Source organism: Saccharothrix deserti, from assembly GCF_009769385.1.
Classification (GTDB): domain Bacteria; phylum Actinomycetota; class Actinomycetes; order Mycobacteriales; family Pseudonocardiaceae; genus Actinosynnema; species Actinosynnema deserti.
This window is the reverse complement of record NZ_VKAB01000054.1, coordinates 32,704-50,495: the sequence shown is the minus strand read 5'-3', so window position 1 is coordinate 50,495 and position 17,792 is coordinate 32,704. Positions and strand designations below refer to the sequence as shown.

General features: G+C 70.5%; 12 protein-coding genes. 4 read left to right on the top strand and 8 right to left on the bottom strand.

Features of this window, described 5'->3' with window-relative positions; translation table 11 throughout:
* Positions 1 to 177: 177 nt before the first annotated feature.
* From FM051_RS45030 to FM051_RS45015, 4 genes are all read right to left on the bottom strand, one after another.
* A complete protein-coding gene (locus FM051_RS45030; RefSeq protein WP_158853244.1) occupies positions 178 to 1,401 on the bottom strand; it encodes a dienelactone hydrolase family protein in 1,224 nt (407 codons plus the stop codon).
* Positions 1,402 to 1,722: 321 nt separating this feature from the next.
* The gene (locus FM051_RS45025) at positions 1,723 to 2,268 is read right to left on the bottom strand and encodes a DUF2231 domain-containing protein (protein WP_158853242.1); all 546 of its coding nucleotides are present in this window, start codon (positions 2,266 to 2,268) and stop codon (positions 1,723 to 1,725) included.
* A 43-nt stretch (positions 2,269 to 2,311) separates the two neighbouring features.
* Positions 2,312 to 2,860, bottom strand: a complete 549-nt coding sequence (locus tag FM051_RS45020; protein ID WP_238413127.1) for a hypothetical protein — start codon at positions 2,858 to 2,860, stop codon at positions 2,312 to 2,314.
* A gap of 206 nt (positions 2,861 to 3,066) precedes the next feature.
* Entirely contained in the window at positions 3,067 to 3,240 is a 174-nt protein-coding gene (locus tag FM051_RS45015; RefSeq protein ID WP_158853240.1) for a hypothetical protein, read from the bottom strand.
* Positions 3,241 to 3,475: 235 nt separating this feature from the next.
* On the opposite strand from FM051_RS45015, the gene FM051_RS45010 reads away from it, so the two are divergent.
* The 3 genes from FM051_RS45010 (at position 3,476) to FM051_RS45005 (ending at position 4,841) form a co-directional block, all read left to right on the top strand.
* Positions 3,476 to 4,012, top strand: a complete 537-nt coding sequence (locus FM051_RS45010) for a DUF1360 domain-containing protein (protein ID WP_338019534.1) — start codon at positions 3,476 to 3,478, stop codon at positions 4,010 to 4,012.
* Positions 4,013 to 4,122: 110 nt separating this feature from the next.
* Positions 4,123 to 4,251 carry a hypothetical protein gene (locus tag FM051_RS53465; protein ID WP_274383883.1) on the top strand — a complete coding sequence of 43 codons (129 nt, stop codon included), beginning with the start codon at positions 4,123 to 4,125 and terminating at the stop codon, positions 4,249 to 4,251.
* A 56-nt stretch (positions 4,252 to 4,307) separates the two neighbouring features.
* Positions 4,308 to 4,841 (top strand): cupin domain-containing protein, encoded by a 534-nt coding sequence (locus FM051_RS45005; protein WP_158853238.1) that lies wholly within the window; start codon positions 4,308 to 4,310, stop codon positions 4,839 to 4,841.
* Positions 4,842 to 5,112: 271 nt separating this feature from the next.
* Here the strand turns inward: FM051_RS45005 and FM051_RS45000 are convergent, their stop codons facing one another.
* Positions 5,113 to 5,796, bottom strand: coding sequence for a hypothetical protein (locus tag FM051_RS45000; protein WP_202919386.1), 684 nt, complete (start codon positions 5,794 to 5,796; stop codon positions 5,113 to 5,115).
* An 842-nt stretch (positions 5,797 to 6,638) separates the two neighbouring features.
* Between FM051_RS45000 and FM051_RS44995 the strand changes: the two genes are divergently transcribed.
* On the top strand, positions 6,639 to 7,865 hold the full coding sequence (locus FM051_RS44995; RefSeq protein WP_158853236.1) for an AfsR/SARP family transcriptional regulator: 1,227 nt from the start codon (positions 6,639 to 6,641) through the stop codon (positions 7,863 to 7,865).
* Here the strand turns inward: FM051_RS44995 and FM051_RS44990 are convergent.
* From FM051_RS44990 to FM051_RS44980, 3 genes are read right to left on the bottom strand one after another with little or no spacing between them, the layout of a single operon-like run.
* On the bottom strand, positions 7,813 to 10,431 hold the full coding sequence (locus FM051_RS44990) for an ATP-binding protein (RefSeq protein ID WP_158853234.1): 2,619 nt from the start codon (positions 10,429 to 10,431) through the stop codon (positions 7,813 to 7,815). The two genes, FM051_RS44995 and FM051_RS44990, sit on opposite strands and share 53 nt — an antisense overlap.
* Complete coding sequence (locus tag FM051_RS44985) at positions 10,424 to 13,912, bottom strand: hypothetical protein (protein ID WP_158853232.1); 3,489 nt, start codon at positions 13,910 to 13,912, stop codon at positions 10,424 to 10,426. Before FM051_RS44985 ends, FM051_RS44990 begins: the two co-directional genes overlap by 8 nt.
* On the bottom strand, positions 13,909 to 17,592 hold the full coding sequence (locus tag FM051_RS44980; protein WP_158853230.1) for an AAA domain-containing protein: 3,684 nt from the start codon (positions 17,590 to 17,592) through the stop codon (positions 13,909 to 13,911). Before FM051_RS44980 ends, FM051_RS44985 begins: the two co-directional genes overlap by 4 nt.
* Positions 17,593 to 17,792 lie beyond the last annotated feature (200 nt).

The window sequence follows — 17,792 nt, the reverse complement described above, 5'->3', positions numbered from 1 at the left end:
CAGTGGAACCCGCCGGCACCCGGCCGACAACGGGCCACCTCGACCATGCCGAACACCGAAAGGAGGACCCGCAACAGTCACTGGTCACGGTCTCAAGCCAGGCCGTCACCCACACGAAAGATCCGGGTTAGGGCACCGGCGGCCGGGTGACAGCGCACTCGCCGTTGCAGGTGGCCTTCAACGGGCATTCTTGACCCGGGTGTCCAACCAGGAGAACGACTCGGCCTGCGCCTCGGGGGTGAAGACGTGGCCGGTTCCGGGCCAGATCTTCGTGTGCAGCTTTTCGTCCGCGCGTTGCGACCGCCAGACGGCGCGCATCCTCCGGTACGCCGCGCTGACCGCCTCCACGGTGAACAACGGGTCCGACTCGCCGGCCGAGAACATCATCGGTTTGGGCGCCGCGATGGTGGCGACGTCCGGGATGTCCAGGTGGCGGTACAGGCCGGGATGGGTCATGAAGAAGGCCGACTGGCCGCGCAGGGTGTTGTTCCCCGAAACCATCATCCCTTTCAGGGTGGTCATCCAGTTCGCCGCCACCGCCGCGCGTACGTGATCGGACAGCGCGGCCACCTGCCAGGCCCGGAACGCCCCCATCGAAAAGCCCAGGGCCGCGACCCTGCGCCGGTCCACTTCGGGCGATGTCGCGAGCAGGGCCGCGGCCCGAACGTCCTCGTGCGCCACCAGACCGGCCAGCGAGGAGCCGAGGTTGAAGAAGTTCGAGGCCAGTGCCTGCTGCGCCTCGTAGGAAAGACCCGAACGATCACCCCACCCCAGCGCGTCGACCGCGAGCACGACGTACCCGCGGCGGGCCAGTTCGTCTCCCACGAAGACGCCGCCGAAGTACTTGTCCGCCCACGCCCGCGCCGAGGACAGCCGGGCTTCGTCGTACCACGGTGCGACGAGCTTCTCCTTGCCTATGTCGAACTTCGAGCCGTGGTCGTGCAGCAGGAGCACCGCCGGGAACGGTCCCTTCCCGTCGGGCACCAGCATCGTCGCGTGCACCCGGCTGTGGCGGGTCACGTTGAACAGCACCCGGCGCCGGAGGTAGCCGTCGGCAGCCCGCTCGTCGACGATCTCCCGTTCGAACGGCGTGCGGTCCGGCCCCTGGCACAGCAGTTCCTCCACTTTGTTCCGGGCCGTCCGGCGCCACGTCGGGAAATCCCGGATGGGGGATGTTCCCCACGCCAAGGGGAAGTCCAACTCCTCCTTGAGGGCCTCGGCGAACACCGGGATGTTTCCGGGCACCACCGCAGGAGACTCGAAAGGCCCTTCGGACACCGTCACCGCCGCCGACCGCCCGGCCTGTGCCGACTCGTCGCCGCCACTGGCCGCTGCGGGCGGGGAAGTCTGCGATTGCAGCCACCACAACGCGGGCAGGGAAGCCAACGTGCGCCGCTTCATAGCGTCATCCCCTTCTACGGGACTCGCGGCGGCGGCGGACTGATGCTGACACCGGCCGGACCGTGCGCACAGCCGCCGAACAGCGCAGTCGGCGGTACACCCGGTGACCTTCGGCAGGGCCTCCGCCGGTCTGCGCACGCCACCATGCGGGCACCCTGGCTCCGGTGAGCTGCTCCAGCGGTCGCAGTCGCGCGCTATGGCAGAGGCGGTCGGCGTGGGTGATCGCTGCTGCGGCGCGTGGCAACGGCGGGCCGTCGAACAGTCGTCTCCGACAAGGTGGAAGGGTGGCTCAGCGTGCGACCGAGCGACTGCTGACGGGATTCATCGGGACCGGCTCTCTGCCGGGACGTGCGTGTCCTCCGGCCACCGGTGGACACCGGCTCCTTGCGCGTAGGACAGGTGACCGCCGAGTGCGCCGCCGGTGCTGAGCACCACCAGCCCCACCAGTCCCCACGCGCGGGCGGATCGGTCGCTGCGGCACCGGGTCGAGGCGAGGAAGCAGCTCGCCGCGAGGGTGTTGACGGCGGCGTGCAGGACGCCTACGCGCCGCTGGGTGACGTTCAGGCGGGAGAAGTCCGCCAGGCCGACCAGCACGGTCGGCGGCGTCGCGGCCAGCCCGATCGTCACCAGCCGCCGTGCGGCGGTGCGCTGGCCGAACCCGACGTCGAGCACCGCGGAGCACACCCAGGCGCCGATCGGCACGGTCACCAGCAGCGGGTGCACGGGGTGGCCGAGCCACGCACCGCGCAGCAGCCGGTCGGCCTTGCCGCGGCCCAGCACCCGCCGCACTGCCCGCGCGATCGCGTCGGCCGGGCCGTCGACGGCGCGAACCGACTCGGCGGCGTGCAGTGTCCGACGTACGACCATGGGCCCTGGGTACCCGACGCGCCGGCACAGTGAACCGCCCTGTTCACCGTCCTTCCTTCGGCGTCGTCGCTTTCGCGGTGGACATGGCGAACGCGTCGGTTCCGGCGCGTGTCCGGAAGGGTTCGAGGTCGGCACGTTGATGCGCGGCCCGGTCGATCAGGTGGTCGAAGTCGACGTCGGGCAGGCGTGTCTTGAGCCCGGCGAGATCGCGCAAGGTCGTCCAGAGCTGTTTCTTGCCCTCGATCCCCATCGTGAGGAACTCCAGCTCCTCGAACCGGCTCAGCGGTGAATACGACGCCAGCCGGCCGTTGCGCTTGAGCCGTCCCAGGCGCTCGGCGCCGATCGCCAGCCCGGTCTTGACGGGGTTGGTGCGCACACCGACCCGTTGCATGATCGATCGGAAGGTCTCGACGTCCTCGGCGATCGCCGTGGCGACCCCGGCCAGCGCCTCGCCCAGTTCGGTGCCGCGGTTGTTGCGCTGGGCGCGGCGCGCCACCTCCCGCCACAGCACGCCCATCGCGAGTTGGTCTCTGAGGTAGATGCCCAGGAATTCGTCCACGATCAGGAGGTACCCGCAGGTCGTGAGAACCACTCCCGTGAGCGTCGTGGTCCTCGTCGTAGGAGAACCGCGCCACATCGGGACCGCACTGAACCATGCTCGGCGCGGTCCGTCGCACCCTGGGCACCACGCGTAGCCCACTACGGAGAGCAGCGGTCTAACGCATGGGCGTCGCAGGCGGATACGTGATCGCCGGTTCTGTCGGGCTCGGCTCGCCGGGAGTCGGGCCGCGTTCCATGTCAGGGGGTTCCGCTTCGGCTCGGCCCGTCATCCCCGTGGGGCTGGTTGCCGGCGGCGTCGTCGCTCGGCGGTCGCTCGGACACCTCGCGTTCCACGTCCGTGAGCGGTGCGCCGGTGGCCTCCTCGACCGAACCGCGCTCCACCGTCTCCTCATCGCGTCGGGGCTCTGTCATGATCGTCTCCTTCATCGTGCCGCCACCGGTGTGGCCCCGGTCCCCACAGGTCCCAGTCCTACAAATCGACCTCGTCCCGTCGGGAACCCAGCGGATACCCGGCCGGCGGGCGCGCATCCCTCCCACCGCGGATTGACACCGCCGGGTCGTCTCACGGTGAGTCGCCGTGTCACGGGACCGAGGACTGTCGCATCTGGACGCGTCCGTCGCCTTGGGACCACGCGGGTTTGGTGGGGTGCGGACCGGCAACCCCGCGTCCATGTCGATGGGCGAGTGGTGGCGCCGCGTCCGATCCGCCTACGCCGGTGGTGAGCAGCGCCCGCTGGGCGGTTACGCGGCGTCGCTCTTGTCATACGCGGGGTTGGTCGGCGTTGCGGCGGCCGTCGGCAGGCGGCGGGGCGCTCGTTTGCCGGAGCGGTGGTCCACCGGGGATGTGGTGTTGCTGTCGGTGGCCACCCACAAGGCGAGTCGGCTGGTGACGAAGAGCGCGGTCACCAGCGTGCTGCGGGCGCCGTTCACGCGCTATGACGGTGCCGCGGGTGAGGCGGAGGTCAACGAGTCGGTGCGGGCCGGAGCCCGGCATGCGGTGGGGGAACTGGCGACCTGCCCGTTCTGCTCGGGGGTGTGGATCGCCGGTGCGTTGACGGCGGGCCGGGTTCTCGCGCCGCGGGCCACGGGGCTGCTGATGACGGCGTTGACCGCGGTCGCGGCGTCGGACTGGCTGCACCTCGCCTACGACCGCGCCAAGCAAGGGGCGGCGGACCGGTCCTGAGGCGGACCGGAATGCCAGACCGCAGGACACCGCGAGGACTGGATGGGAAGGCGGAGCATGAGGACAGCAACCAAGGCCGCGGTGCTGACCGGCGCCGGCGCGGCAGCCGCGTGGGGCGGGCGGGCCGCCGTTCGCCGCACCTGGCGACCCACGTGATGCCGCTGGACCAGGTGCCGCACGGCTACGAGCTGTTCAAGACCAAGGACGACGGCTGCACCCGCAGCGTCTTCCGGTCCTGAACCACCCGCACCCGAACACCGCCGCCGCCGACCCGGCCCGAGAAGGAGCCGAACCCATGCGAGATCTGCCTTTCGACGTCCCCGAGAAGGACATCGGGCCACCCGAGTTGGCGCGCATCGCCGAGGCGGTGGCCAAGCGGCCCGAGCTGTGGGAGGACACCCTGCGCGAGACCACGTCCGAACGCACCTACGTCGACGTGTTCACCAACGACCACCTCGGCATCTGGGCCATCGCCTGGATGGACGACGAACACGACACCGGCTACCACGACCACGACCGCTCCAGCGGCGCCGTCTACGTGGCCAAAGGCAGCATCCGGCACGAACAACTGCGCCTGGGCCGGAGACCGACCGGCACCGCCGTGCCCGAGGGCAACGGCTTCAGCTTCGACAACACCTTCATCCACCGCATGCGCCGCGAACCCGACGCCGGCCCCACCGTCACCATCCACGCGTACTCGCCCCCGTTGACCCGCACCGGCCAGTACGCCGAGCACGAGGACGGCCTGCTGCACCGCATCCCGACCGACGCCGAGGAACAACTCGTCCCGCACGGGGCCGGCAGGGCACACCCACCGAGGACTGACTGAACGCAACGGCAGGCGCCGTAGCGGCGTGCCGACCCGCGGTCGTTTTCGGAAGGGGCGTCCGGCGTCCGCGGATGGATGTCGGACGTCCCTTTCCGTCCCCGCGTCGGGCGGTCCGGCCGTCAGGTGGATGTGAAGTCGTCGGTCGCATTCACCGCAGTGCGCTTCCGGTGCCGATTGCTGGAAGCGAATTACCCGATCGGGGTGACCCGGACCTTCGTGCACGCGCCTGGAGGATGCGCCGTGGCGGCGTCCCTCGTCTCCAGGTGTTCGATCACTGGCCCGCCACCAGCGCCAGTGCGCCCCGGCGTTCGGCGATCTCGTCCTTGGTGTCCAGTGCGTTGATTTCCGCGGTGGACACGAGGGTCCAGCTGTTGTCAGGGTTCAGCGTCGCGGTCATGGAGTAGACGTTGGGGGGGAATTCGACGGGGAGCACGTTGGTGATCGTCCCGACGTTCAGCACCTCGCCCTGCTGGTACGTGCCCGCCGCCAGGAAGTAGGTGGGGTGCGGGGTGAAATTCAGGTTCAGGTTGGGCTGCGCCTGCACCGCGAACGCGCCGGCCCCCGACATGCCGATGCCGACGGAAGCCTGCCTCAGGGGGAGGTCACTGCCCTGTTTGACGTACAGCGTCCCGGCCTCCGCACCGGGCGTGGGCGCGGACGTGAACGTGTACGCTCCCTCGGGGCGGCCGAATCCGATCTGGTTGCCGGCGACGGTAGGCGTCGAGGGTTTGACGACACCCGGATCCGCGGGCCACGTCTGCGAGGCGTCGAAGAAGACCCCCGGCTTCAGGGTCCCGGTCTCAGACCAGACGAACGAGTAGTCGATGGTCCACCTGAACGTCTGCTGCGTGGTCGGGTGACTCGACTTGGCGAACCACGCCAGTGACATCACGTCGGGTACGCCGATGCTGGGGTCCTTCTGGAACACGCACATGTCGACCAAGTTGGTGGACATGTTGTTGACCCGGAGCGTGTACTGCGTGCCTGTCATATGGATATCGCTTCCTGTGAGAGGTGTTTCGCGTGGCTTTCGGGGAGGTTGATCGCAGATCTCCGATCGAGCAGCGCAATCCCATCGTGCATCAGGCGCAGGCGGTGAAACAGGGGGTGCACTCGTTCGGGAAGGATGTCAACTCTTTGACTCGGACGGTGTGCGAGGCTCGCGGATCGGTGGACATGGTGTCTCCTCGGTCACTGTGTCGCGAACTTTTTCCCAAGCGGGTCACCAGTGCGGTGCACCCGTGGTGTAACCGGACGGAAATAGTCACGTAACGTGGTCGATCCACTACCGGAACCCTGTCTGCGAAGTGCCGGATCGAGTCTGAAGCCGCAGTTCTTCGGGCTGTGGAACCGACCCGGTGTGACGACGATCCGCCTGCATGGGGTGAAGCGGTACGCATCGCAGGTGTCGCCGTCGATCTGTCCGGTTACCGCGAACTGCGTCCCCGTCGCGGCACCCGGAAACGATCTAGGGCAGGTACGACGGGGGTGACCGCCGCGGCGTCATGATCACCGAGACCTGCGACGTGATGCCCTGACCTCGTCTGCCCGGACATCCGCCACGTGGTCGGCATGTCGGGCTCCGAGGCGCCCCAAAGGGTGCGCGGAGATGTCGGTCGCGAATCGGCAATCCGCAATAATGCGCCTTCCGCTGGGTCGTGTTGTGTTAAAGCGATTTCCAGCGGGGCGGTAGCGGCGGCTCCACGGAAGAGTCCGAAAGTTCCCCGGCGCCTACTCGAATGTCTCAGGGCCGTTACCGTGCCCCCGCTCGGCCTTGCCGATGGCTATCCTGGTTCGATGCCGCCGCGTGCCGTCGACAAGGATTCCAGAGTTGCGATCAGGGTGCTCGGCGCGGTCGAGGCGGACCGGGCCGGTGTGCCGGTTCCGGAACTCACCAGGGCGCGCGCCGAAGTGCTCGCGCTGGTGGCCCTCAGCGGAGAACGCGGCATCACCCAGCACGACCTCGCGTACCTGCTCCCGACCGACGGCATCACGGCTGACGCACTCCACCGCCGCGTCTCCGACCTCCGCAACAAGTGCGGGATAGCGATCCAGGACCTCCGGCAAGGGCAGAACCGCTACGTGCTCGCCCCGGAATCGATCGAGTCGATCGACGCGGAACTGTTCGTCAACGCTGTCGCCGCGCTGCCCGCCGAACCGACCATCGACGAGCTGGACAGGTTGATGGGGCTCTGGCGCGACGACCCGGCGATCGGGTGGGGCGGTCCGCTGCGAGGTCCGTGGGAGCGGGTCGTCCGAACGCGTGCGACGCTGATCGACCACCTCGTGCGCCACCCCGAGCTGAGCGGGTCGGTCGAGGCCGAGCGCTTCGCGTCGTTGTTCCCCGCGTTACCCGAACTCGCGACCGTGCGCTCGGCCTCCACACGGCGGAACCGGCTGAGACCCAGGCTGTTAGTCGTCGAGGACCAGATCATGGCCGACATCCGGGAGATCCTCGACTCCGAGTTCGACATCGTGCCGGTGAGTTCGTTGACCGAGTGGAACGACATCCGCGACCGCCTGGCGGTGGACGGCGCTCTCGTCGACTTCCACCTCACCGACAACTCGGACGGCTACGGCACCACTGTGATCGCCGAACACCTCCGCAGGCACACCGAGATCCCGGTGGCCCTGATGAGCGTGGCGGTGCCGCCCCGCTACCACGACCAGGGCGACATGCGGGTCAAGTACCGGCTGGTCGACATCGTGCAGAAGAACTCGGCGGGCAGGCTCAACGGCCAGGACCTCCTGCAGGTCGCCCGCGAACTGGTCGCGATGAACGACCGGAGCAGGGTGAACAGGCTCAACCTGTGGATCGACTGCGACGAGTACCACGTGAAGAGCGACTCGCTGTTCACCGGTGGGCGGAGCACGAGGCGCGACAGCGTGGAGAAGTGCGGCCGAGAGGCGGAGGCGTTGCGCCTGAAGCTGCGTTCCGGGGCACTGGACGTGGACGCGTTGCAGGCGGAGGTCATGAGGTTCCACCGGAACTGGGGTCCTGGTAGGCCGGGAGCCAGATTCTGACGCAGCCGCCGTCGAAGCGGGCGGAGGACCGGTCGGGCAGTTCCAGCCGGCCGTCGTAGTCGGCGAGCCAGGCCACGGCCTGGCGGATGCCGGTCCCGTGCCGGGTGCCCGAGCCGAGATCGCGCGCGGCGTCGCCCTGCTCGATGATCCCGCGGTACCGGGCCAGGTGCTCCGGCGTGAATCCCGGCCCGTTGTCGTTGACCTCGATGACCACGCACGGCGAGCTCATGCCCGCGGGCGTGGCCGGGTCGCCCGCGGCCGTTCGGCGGACGTCGACGGCGATCACACCCTGGTCCTGGGACGTCCGACGGCCCAGGGCGCGTGACGCGTTGAGCACCAGGTTCCGCAGGTTCTCGTGCATGATGTAGCGATTGGTCCAGACCAGCACGGGACGGGTGTCCGCCGAGACGTCGGCGAGCCTGGAGCCGGGGGACAGGTGCCATTCGACGTCCCCGATGACCGTGCGGACCAGGTCGTGCACCTCCACCGCCTCGGGCTGGGCGAGCGCCGCTTCGTAGGCCGCCACGTAGGTCCCGCCGCCGAACGTGCCCAGGCGCTCGATCGCGTTGTCGATCAACGTCGCCACGTCGGGGTCGGTGGTCGCCGCGCGAGCGCGGTCGAGCCAACCGAGCACGGCGATGACGTCGTTGTCCACCCGGTGGCCGATGAGCCGGATGACCCGTTCGGCGATCAACGCGGCGTTGGCCAGCCTGGCCTGCCTGAGCCGCTCCGCGGCCTCGTCCAGCGCGGCGACCAGGTCGTCACGCAGTCCGCGCGGTCCGTTGAGGCCGCGCAGCAGGTCGCGCACCCCCGGGCCGGGCAATGCGAACACACCGTCCCCGAGCGGGCGCACCAACCCGTGCGCGGCGAGCGTGTCCAGCGCCTTGCCGACCGGGAGCCGATCGCGCAGCCAGGACGTGATGTCCTGCGGCAGCTCGACCGTGCCGATACCGTCCACGACGCGGTCCACGTGGACGCTCTCGTCGCCGTCGAACTGCCACAGGATCAGCATGAGCACGGCTTTGGCCGCCGGCTGGTCGGCGAGCGCGTCGAGGACACGGGCACGGGCGGCCGACCGGACCTCGGCGGTGCGGGCGACCGCCAGCTCGGCCGGCCCGACGCGCCCGTCCCGAGGGCGGTGCCGCAGCACGGCGGCGAGCAACTGCCCGAGCACGATGGGGTGCTCGTCGCTGTCGTGCAACAACGAGTCGAGCACCGGACCGTCGGGCAGCAACCCGAACAGGTCGAACAACCACGCCAGCGAGTCGCGCGGTGACGCGCCCCGACCCAGCGCGGCGGGCACGTGCCCGAGGACGACCGACGGCGCGAGGTGGGGCACCAGCAGGCGCAGCAGGTTGATCCTCCGCTCGGTGGGGAGCGTCACCGGCAACCTGTCGTCCGGCGCGAGCACCCGCAGCAGCGTCGCGATGTCGAGGGTGGTGACCTCCGGCCTGCCGGACTGGGGCGCGACCAGGAAGGGCCGGAACCAGATGACCGGCTCGGCGCTCTCGGGCGGCGAGCTGTCGTCGCCGGCCCGCTCGTCGCCGACCCAGAGCGCCACACCGCGTGAGCCCAGCATCGGCAGGTTCGGCAGCCGGGGGTCGGAGAGCCCGAACAGCGTGGTCCGGAAACCGGCCTTGCCGTCGACCTCGTCCACCTCCAGCGCGACCGTTTCCCCCAGCACCGCGGCGAGGGCCGTGGCGAAGTCACGCACGGACGGCGCGTCCGGGTTCTCGGCGATCCTGGCGATGTGCCCGATCAGCTCGAACGCGTGGGCGTCGTCGCCCGGTTCGATGCGGAACCGGGCGAAGTCCGGACCCGGCATGGCCCACGGGTCGCCGTACCAGCCCAGCACCTCCGGCACCGGGTGGTTGGGCCACGGCCAGGTCAGCGGCGGCCGGGCCACCGCGCGCGGGCCCGCCTCCGTCGTGCCGTACGGGCCGCCGGACACCAGGCGGTCCGCGACCCGGAACTCGCCCGCCCGCAGGCACTCCCGCACCGCGTTCTCCCACGACCGGACGGCGGGCTCACGGCCGGCGGTCACCAGCGCGTCCGCGAGCCTGGCCTCGATCCGTTCGCCCAACTCGCGTTCGGCGGCCGTGACCTCCTCGTCGTGTCGCGCGATGACGTCACGGGCCTCGGGCAGGGACTTCCTGGCCAGGTCGAGCAGGGCGGGTTCACCCGGCAGGTCCACGTCGACCGACTTGGCGCGGACCGCCAGGTCCGACCACTCGCGGGACACCTCCGCCACGGCCTTGTCCCTGGCCCCGGCCAACGCCTTTTCCGCCGCCGACCACTCCCCGGCGCCGAGCCAGGCCGCGCCGTCCTGCGGCGACTCGACGTCCAGCAGTTCGATGAGCAGGACATCGGCCTGTTCGAAGCGCCCTTCGCCGACCAGGTCCGCGAGGCTCTCGGCGGGCGTGCGGGGACGCGCCAGACCCTCCAGGACGTACCGGGTGGCGGTGTCCACGTCCAGCAGCCCGGCCGCCGCGTCTTTGGCCAACGCCGGGTAGCGCCAGCGTTGCGGCCACTCGGCGAGCACGTCCAGCACCAGTTCGTCAGACACGGCCGGCCTCCCCTTCCGCCCACACGGCCAGCTCGTCGAAGGACTCGATGACGGTGGTCAGGAACCTGGCCTCCACCTCGGCCGAGTTGTCCACGAACGCGACCAGGTCGGCGCGGCCCCGGGCCACCGCCTTGGCCAGTGGCCGGGCCACCGCCAGCAGGCGTGCCGTCTCGGTGTCGACATCACCGTCGTCGGCGAAGTCCGCCAGCCCGGCCACGGCCGCCTTCGCCTCCTTGATCACGCTCTCCAGCAACTTGGTGTACCGCTTGCGGTAGGTGCCGTGCATCGGCTCGACACCGGGCGCCGCGACCGCCGCCGCCGCGTTGATGAGCGCTCCGACGTTGCGCAACGCGGGTTCCGCGACCCACTGCGACAGGGCGGTGGACCGCCGGTCGGCCACCACGTCCTTGAGCCGGGTGAACAACCCGTTCGCGCCGTTGAACAGGTGGAGGTGGGTGCGCAGGCTGGCGGTGTGGTCGAAGTGCGTGTGCTCGGCGCGGTCCAACGCGGTGCGCAGCCGGGCCCACGCCCGGTCCCGGGCGTCGGATTCCTGGCGCCGGGCCAGGTCCAGCCTGATCGCCTCGACCGGCACCGGGATCGCGAACGAGCCGACGGCGTACTGGTGGGCCGCCTCCCCGAGCTCCTTCCACGGCCGGATGCCCTGGTCGTCCTCGGACGCGTCGTCGACGACCTCGGACAGGACCAGTTCCAGGTTGTCCCGCGCGTCGACGCCACCGGTCCACAACACCTGCTCCACGGAGGCGGCCAGGAGCACCGCCGCCTCCGCCATCCGGTGCTGCGGCGTGTCGCCGGTCGGATTGTCCAAAAGGGACAGAGCGTTGTTCGACGCGGCCGGGTACACCGAGCTTCCCCTGGCCGCCGCGAGCACGGCGACCGAGAGCCGGGGACGCGCGGTCTCGTCGTCCACCAGGCGGCGCAGCACCAGCGCCTCGACGTAACGGCCGTCCGACCACAGGTCTTCCACCAGCCAGCGGACCCAGCGCCGGCGACCGGGCTGCGTGGCCGCCGTCCCGTCGAGCGACAGGCACGTCGCCGCCGCCACCCGCAGCAGGCCGCGATCGGCGTCCTCGGCCAGCCGTTCCAGGACCGGCCAGGGGTCCGCGACCGTCACGAGGTGCTTGGCCACCGTGGTCGCCGGCTCCACCCCGGCCGCGACGTCGTTCAGGATCAGCTGCACCGTCAGGTAGGCGCCCTGGGCCACCGGTGCCGGCGGCAGCTCCGTCCGGGCGGGCCGGGGGCGGACCAGGCCCACCTGCCGGGCCAGCTGGTCGGCGAGCGCCCGGCTGGTGATCCGGGCGCTCACCTCCGACCGCCGCCGGTAGGTGGCGCCGGAGTTGAAGAAGCCTTCGAACGACAGGAAGTTGAAGCTGCCCACCACGACCTCGTCGTCCCACACCAGCACCTTGGCGTGCAGGTTGACGCGTTCGACGGTGCACAGGTCCGGGAAGTCGGCGCGCAGTTCCGCCAGTGCCAGTTCGGCCCGGGTCGGCGGCGGCGCGGCCGGTCTGCCGTTCGCGTTGGGCGGCGGAACGTCGACCTCGTGGGGGCGTTTGTACCGCACCGCCACCTCGACGCCGCGTTCGAGCGCGGCCCGCAGCGCGGCCACGAACCGGTCGTCCACGACCTGGGCGCTGAGCTGGTCCGAGGTGATGGCCAGGCGGAACGTGGCGCTGCGGACGGCCTGCTTGAGCGTGTCCCGGTGCGTGCCGTCGACCACGATCCGGGCATCGGCGCCGGTGCGGGTGGCCAGCGCGGCGGCGAGGCGGTCCGCGTGGTCGACCCACGCCTTGCTCCAGCCCTTGGCCGCGTTGGCCGAGGCCTGGCTCTCGCCGTCGTCGGGCTCCGACGGCGGCACCCGGCGGTCGGTCGCCGGGACGTCGGGGCGCTTGGCCGGCCGATCGCGCGACTGCCGCGACGTCCCCTCCCGCAGGGCGAAGTCCTGTTCCGTGACCAGCACCAGGTTGCTGGTCTTGTAGTCCGGCACGATCGACCGCGCCCACCGCAGCACGTCACGCACCGGACGGCACGGGCCGCCGTGCGCGTCCGCGAGCAGGACACCGATCTCCTGCGATGCGTCCGGGGTGTTCAGCATGTTCCAACTGGTCACCAACGCGAGTTCGGCGTCGGCGACGGCGACCTTGGCGTGGGTGCGCGAGGAGCCGGCGATCGTGTCGTCGCCCGAGGCGGACAGGACCCGGTTGTGCGATCCCGTGCCGGGCACGTGCAGCCTGCCCGCGGACGGGCCGGTCGCGCTGCGCAGGGTCGTGTCGTACAGCAGGCCGGAGACCCGCCCCTCGAGCACCTGGTCGTGGCTGATGCCCCACAACAGGAAGACGTCGACACCCCGTTTGAGAGCCAGGCGCAACGCCGGGAGGACCGCGGACAACCCGGCGTAGCTGATCCAGGGCGCGGTGATCACCAGTTGCGCGCGTGCCTCGCCGATGAGCTCCACCAGGGCGTCGGTGTGCCGGTCGCCGACCACCGCGGTCGCGGTGACCTCCCGACTGGCGAGTTCGTTCAGCTGCGCGTCGAGCCGCCGGTCCAGGTCGAGCAGCGAGAGGTGCCAGTTCCGGCGCTGGCCGGCCGGGATGGTCGCGGCGACCACGGCCTGCTCGCGCAGCCGCACCGCCGCCTCCGCCAGGCTCGGCGCCTCCACCAGGCCGGGCGGCGCCTGCCCGCGCAGGGCGCGGAAGAAGTCGTCCTGCGGGCGCACCGCCGCCAGCCGGCCGAGCTGTTCCTCGATCGCGGTCCGCTGCGCTTGGGAGAACGCGGGGTCGACCACCGTCACGGTGAGCGCGTCGTCCATCGGGTCGACGGCGGGGCGCACCTCCACCGGCAGCCACCGCCGTCCGACCGACTCCAGGCCGGCGGGGGAGAGGTGGGCGCTGATCACCCGCTGCTCGCGGGCGAACCCGGACTGCTCCTTGTTCTCCGAGCCGTCCTCGCGCTCCCGCCGCAACCGCGCCTCGCGGGCCACGTCGCGTTCCATCGCGGCGAGCAGGTCCGTGGTCGTCAGATCGGCCAGGCGCGTCGGGCTGTTCTCCACCGGGACCGCGAAGCGGCGCTGGCCCGGTGTGTCCCGTCCGGTGACCGAGCGGATCTCGTTGGTCAGCTTGTCCACCATGAGGTTCCTGGTGGTGTCGACCACCTCCGCGCTCGCCAGCGTGTCCAGCGTCCCTTTGCCGATGTGGTCGGCGACTTCCTTCGAGACCCGCACGCCCGCTTTCGAGCGGACGACCAGGAGGTACCCGGCTTTCCACAGGTCCTGGGCGATGTCCACGAGCATCCGCTGCGGCAGCCCGAGCACGGCGGCGAGGTCGCCGAGGGTCGTCGTACCCGCGTGGACCGCCTTCAGGACGATCTTCTCGGTCGGGGTGAGGGTGTCGGCGAACCCCAGCTTGACCCGGATCGCGACGACGTCGCACGGGATGTAGATGGTGACCCGTTCGGCGTTGCTCATCGCGCACCACCCGCGAACTCGGCGGCCGGTACCACCTTGCCGTACAGCCGCACCGCCGTGCAGACCTGCTGCCACAGCCCGCCCGCGCCGCTGATGGACGAGAAGTGCCCGAAGTTGCCGACGATCACCAGCTGGCGGCGTGCCCGTGAGAAGAGCACGTTCACCAACTCCCGCTGGGCGAGGTGGCCGAGTTGGTGCAGCGTGCGGCCGGGGCGGGAGGTGTCCCTGACGAGCGAGACGATCACCATGTCCGCTTCTCGGCCCTGGAAGCCGTGGATCGTGTTCACGTGGTCGCGGATCAGGCTGCTGCCGCGGAGCAGCTTCACCTGTTCCCGGTAGGGGCTCAGCACGGCGATCGGCTGTTCGCCGAAATCCCCCTCCAGCCTGCGCGGGAACGGTTGCAGCCGTTCGAGAAGCTTGTGCACCACGGCCACCTCGCCGGGGTTCGACCAGTGCGGCTCGTCCTTGCAGTCGGGGATGCCGTCGGTGTCGAGCCAGACGAGCGACTCCCCGTCGAGCACGCCGGGGCGTTGGAACCGGATCGGCGGAGCCTGCGACGCGGTGTTCGTGACCAGGCCGCCCACCGGGAGCCCGTCGGCCGACGGCAGTTCCGGTTGCTCCTCGGCCGGGTAGAAGACCCGGCTGACGACTTCGGCGATCGGCTCGCGCATCCGGAACTGCGTGCCCATGCGCAGCAGGGGAGGGGCCTGCCGGGAACCCGACGTGCCGGTCTGCTTGAACAGCGAGCCGAACAGGTCGAAGGCCTCCAGGTACCGGTCGAGGTCGACGCCCAGCGCCGCCATCTCCTGGTGGGGGTCGTCGACGCAGGCCCGGAGGAACCGGGCGATGTCCTGGCGGCGGTGCGCGGGGAGCTGGGACTGGTCGCCGACCAGCGTCCACCGCCTGCCGCGCACCAGCGGGATCGCCAGTTCCGTCGGCCAGGCCTTGGCCGCCTCCTCCACCACGACCCAGTCGAACACGGCGTCGGCCGTCGGCGAGAGCAGCTCGGGCGTTGAGGTGGCGCAGGTGGCGAAGACCAGGTTCGCGCCGCGGTGGACGCGGTCCGACAGTTCGGGGAGCACCGACTCGCCCTCCGTGCCGACCAGGTCCCGCCACTCGGTGAGCACGTCGGCGAGTTCGGCGGACATCGAGATGGTCCGGTCGTCCATGACCCGGGTGACGTGGCGGTGCACGCCCTTCGCCAGGCGCTCCGCCGAGGCGTGGCGCATCCAGAGGCGCAGGCTCGGGGCGACCCTGCCCTCGGCGTCGGGGCCGCGTGACGTGACGCGCAGCGGCATCAGGCCCGACGACGCGTCGGCGACGTCCACCGGGCGGCCTCGGTCGTCCAGGGCGCCGATCGCGGCGAGCACCCGGTCCGCGAGGTTGTCGAGCGCGAAGTTCGACTGGGCCGACACGAGCAGCCGCGCGGTCGGCGACCTGCGCAGGTAGGCGGCGATCGCGGCGGCGGCGACCGTGGTCTTGCCCGTCCCGGGCGGCCCTTGGAGAGCCATGAACGGCTCGCAGACGAGGATCTCGCGCACGGCTTTCGGCCCGTCGCCGAGCAGGCCCTCACCGGCCGCGGCCCAGTGGTGCTCCAGCGTGCGGATCGTGTGCGGTTGGCGGATCTGGCCGCGCAGCGTGGCGAAGTCGAACAGCTCGTAGCGCGCGTCGCGCTGCCGTTCCAGCGCCACCATCGCGCCCCGGTCGTCGCTCGGCCGCAACCACCCCTGGTCCGGGATGCGGGTGTGGCGGTTCCAGCGCAGCACGATGCGGTCGGGTCCTTCCCGGCGCAGCACGTCGGTCGTGCCCTGGAACCCCTTGGGCCTGCCGTTCTCGTCGCCGAGCAGGTCGGCGCCCGCGCCGCCGTCGTCGTTCTGCAACGCCCCGAAGAACGCGCCGAACTCGTCGCGCAGGTACGGGGACGCGGCGTACTTGACGAACAGCGGGGACGAGACGATCCGCTTCTGGTCCCGCTCGCCGTCGTAGCGGACGAGGACCTCGCCCGTCTCCACCTCCCGTGAGACGACCTCGTACGGGTAGGTCCGGGCCTTGAGCTCCACGTCCTGGTAGTCGATGAGCCAGTCGATCGCCCGCTGGTAGGCGAGGTCCTCCTCGGACCGCTCGACGCTGGGGCGCAGCGATTCGGTCAACCGCTTCCAGGACGGCTGGTCGCGCACCCTGCCGCGGAGGACCTCCTGGTCGGTCAACGTGGACTCCAGCTTCACCGGCGGCACCGCGCGGGAATCGCCCCAGTTCAGCTTGCGGACCTTCTCCTCCACCCACGGCTGCGAGCGCTTGGCCACGTACTTGATCACCAGCGCGCGGTCGGTCACCTCGGTCGGGTTCCCGTACTCGTCCTCGAACCGGTAGAACTCGCAGAACCAGACGGCCTGCTCGCCCCGGAGCACGATCGTCGCCGCGCGCTTGGCCTCGCGCTCGCCGCCGCCGACGAACGAGTCGGCCCCGTGGGGCGAGTAGGCCATCCGGGCGCGGTGCAGGTCGTCGGTGATGAAGTCGACCAGTTGCCCGGCGCCCGTCGGTGTCGAGGGGTGCTGGCTGATCCAGTTCCACAGGTGGATCGTGGACGCGGACTGCTTGGGCATGAAGAGGATGGTGTGGGGTCTGGTGTCCGCGCCCCCGCTCCACGCCGACATGATCCGGTCGTACCCCGCGGTCAGCATCATCACCACGTCGGCCGCGGCGGGGCGGTCCGCGGGGTTTTCGGACAGCATGTCGCCGAGGATCGTGGCGAGTTCCGGCGGGACCTCCTCGTCCTCCCGCAACCTCTTGCGCAGGTAGTCGCGGAAACGCCGGTAGGCCGCGGCCAGTTCGACCGCCTCCCGCGCGGTGGGCGGCTCGACGATCTCGGGCGGGCGTTGGTCGTCCGGGAACTCGCCGAGGAACCACTCCCACATGATCGCGGCGAGGCCGTAGACGTCCACGCTCTCGTCTTCCACCAGGTTCGAGTCGTCGTCCGCCAGGACGAAGGCGAGGCGTTCGGGTGGCGCGTAGGCCATGGTGCCGCGGCTGTGCGTGATGTACAGCTCCCGGAGCCGGCCCTGGTCGACCACCGAGTCGAAGGTCTGCTGCCGGAACAGGTCCGTCACGAGTGCGCTCAGCTCGAACCTGGCGAATCGGTAGTTCGGGACCTTGTCTTCCTCGCTCTGGCTCCGGTAAACGTCGATCGCGGCCGGGCTGAGACTGCGGTGGGTCATTCCGAGGCCATGCAGCGTGGCGAGTCCGTCGACCAATGACCGAAACTTCCGGACAGCGTCTTCCTTTCGTGACCTGAAATAAGTAACATCCGCCGGACCCGCATTTTTGCGGGCACCGCGGGTGACCACGAATGCCATGCCCTCGGATTCGATCCCGACCGCGGCGGTCTGTTCCGCGGAGCGGTAGCCGCCGTCGAAGACCTCGGGCAACGCGGGGTGGGCCGACCCGGCGATCCTCAGCAGTGCGCGGATGTCCTGCTCCCACATCAGGCCGCCGAGCTCACCGATGCCGAGGAAGACCTGCACGTCAACCCGCTGGTCGGTCCGGTCCAGCATCTGCAGCCGGTAGTGCCTGCCCGGCAGCAGCGGTTCGGCGACCGGGCGTTCTTCGCCCAGTGGGAAGTACGGGCCGAACTCCGCGGTGGCATCGGAGCAGAGGAAGTGCTCGACGAGCCGAACCGCCATGTCGGCGGAGTCCGAACCGTGTGGCGCTGAGTGTGACCCGATCACCCGCGCCAGGGTACCTGTTCTCCGAGAAAGGGGAGATAACCGCGGTGAAAGGCACCTGAATGGCCGACTGAGTCTGCGCTGAGTGCTCGTGTCGGTGTTGCCGCACAACTCAGCGGGACATCCAATGAAGTCTCAGATCGGCCCGACAAACATGG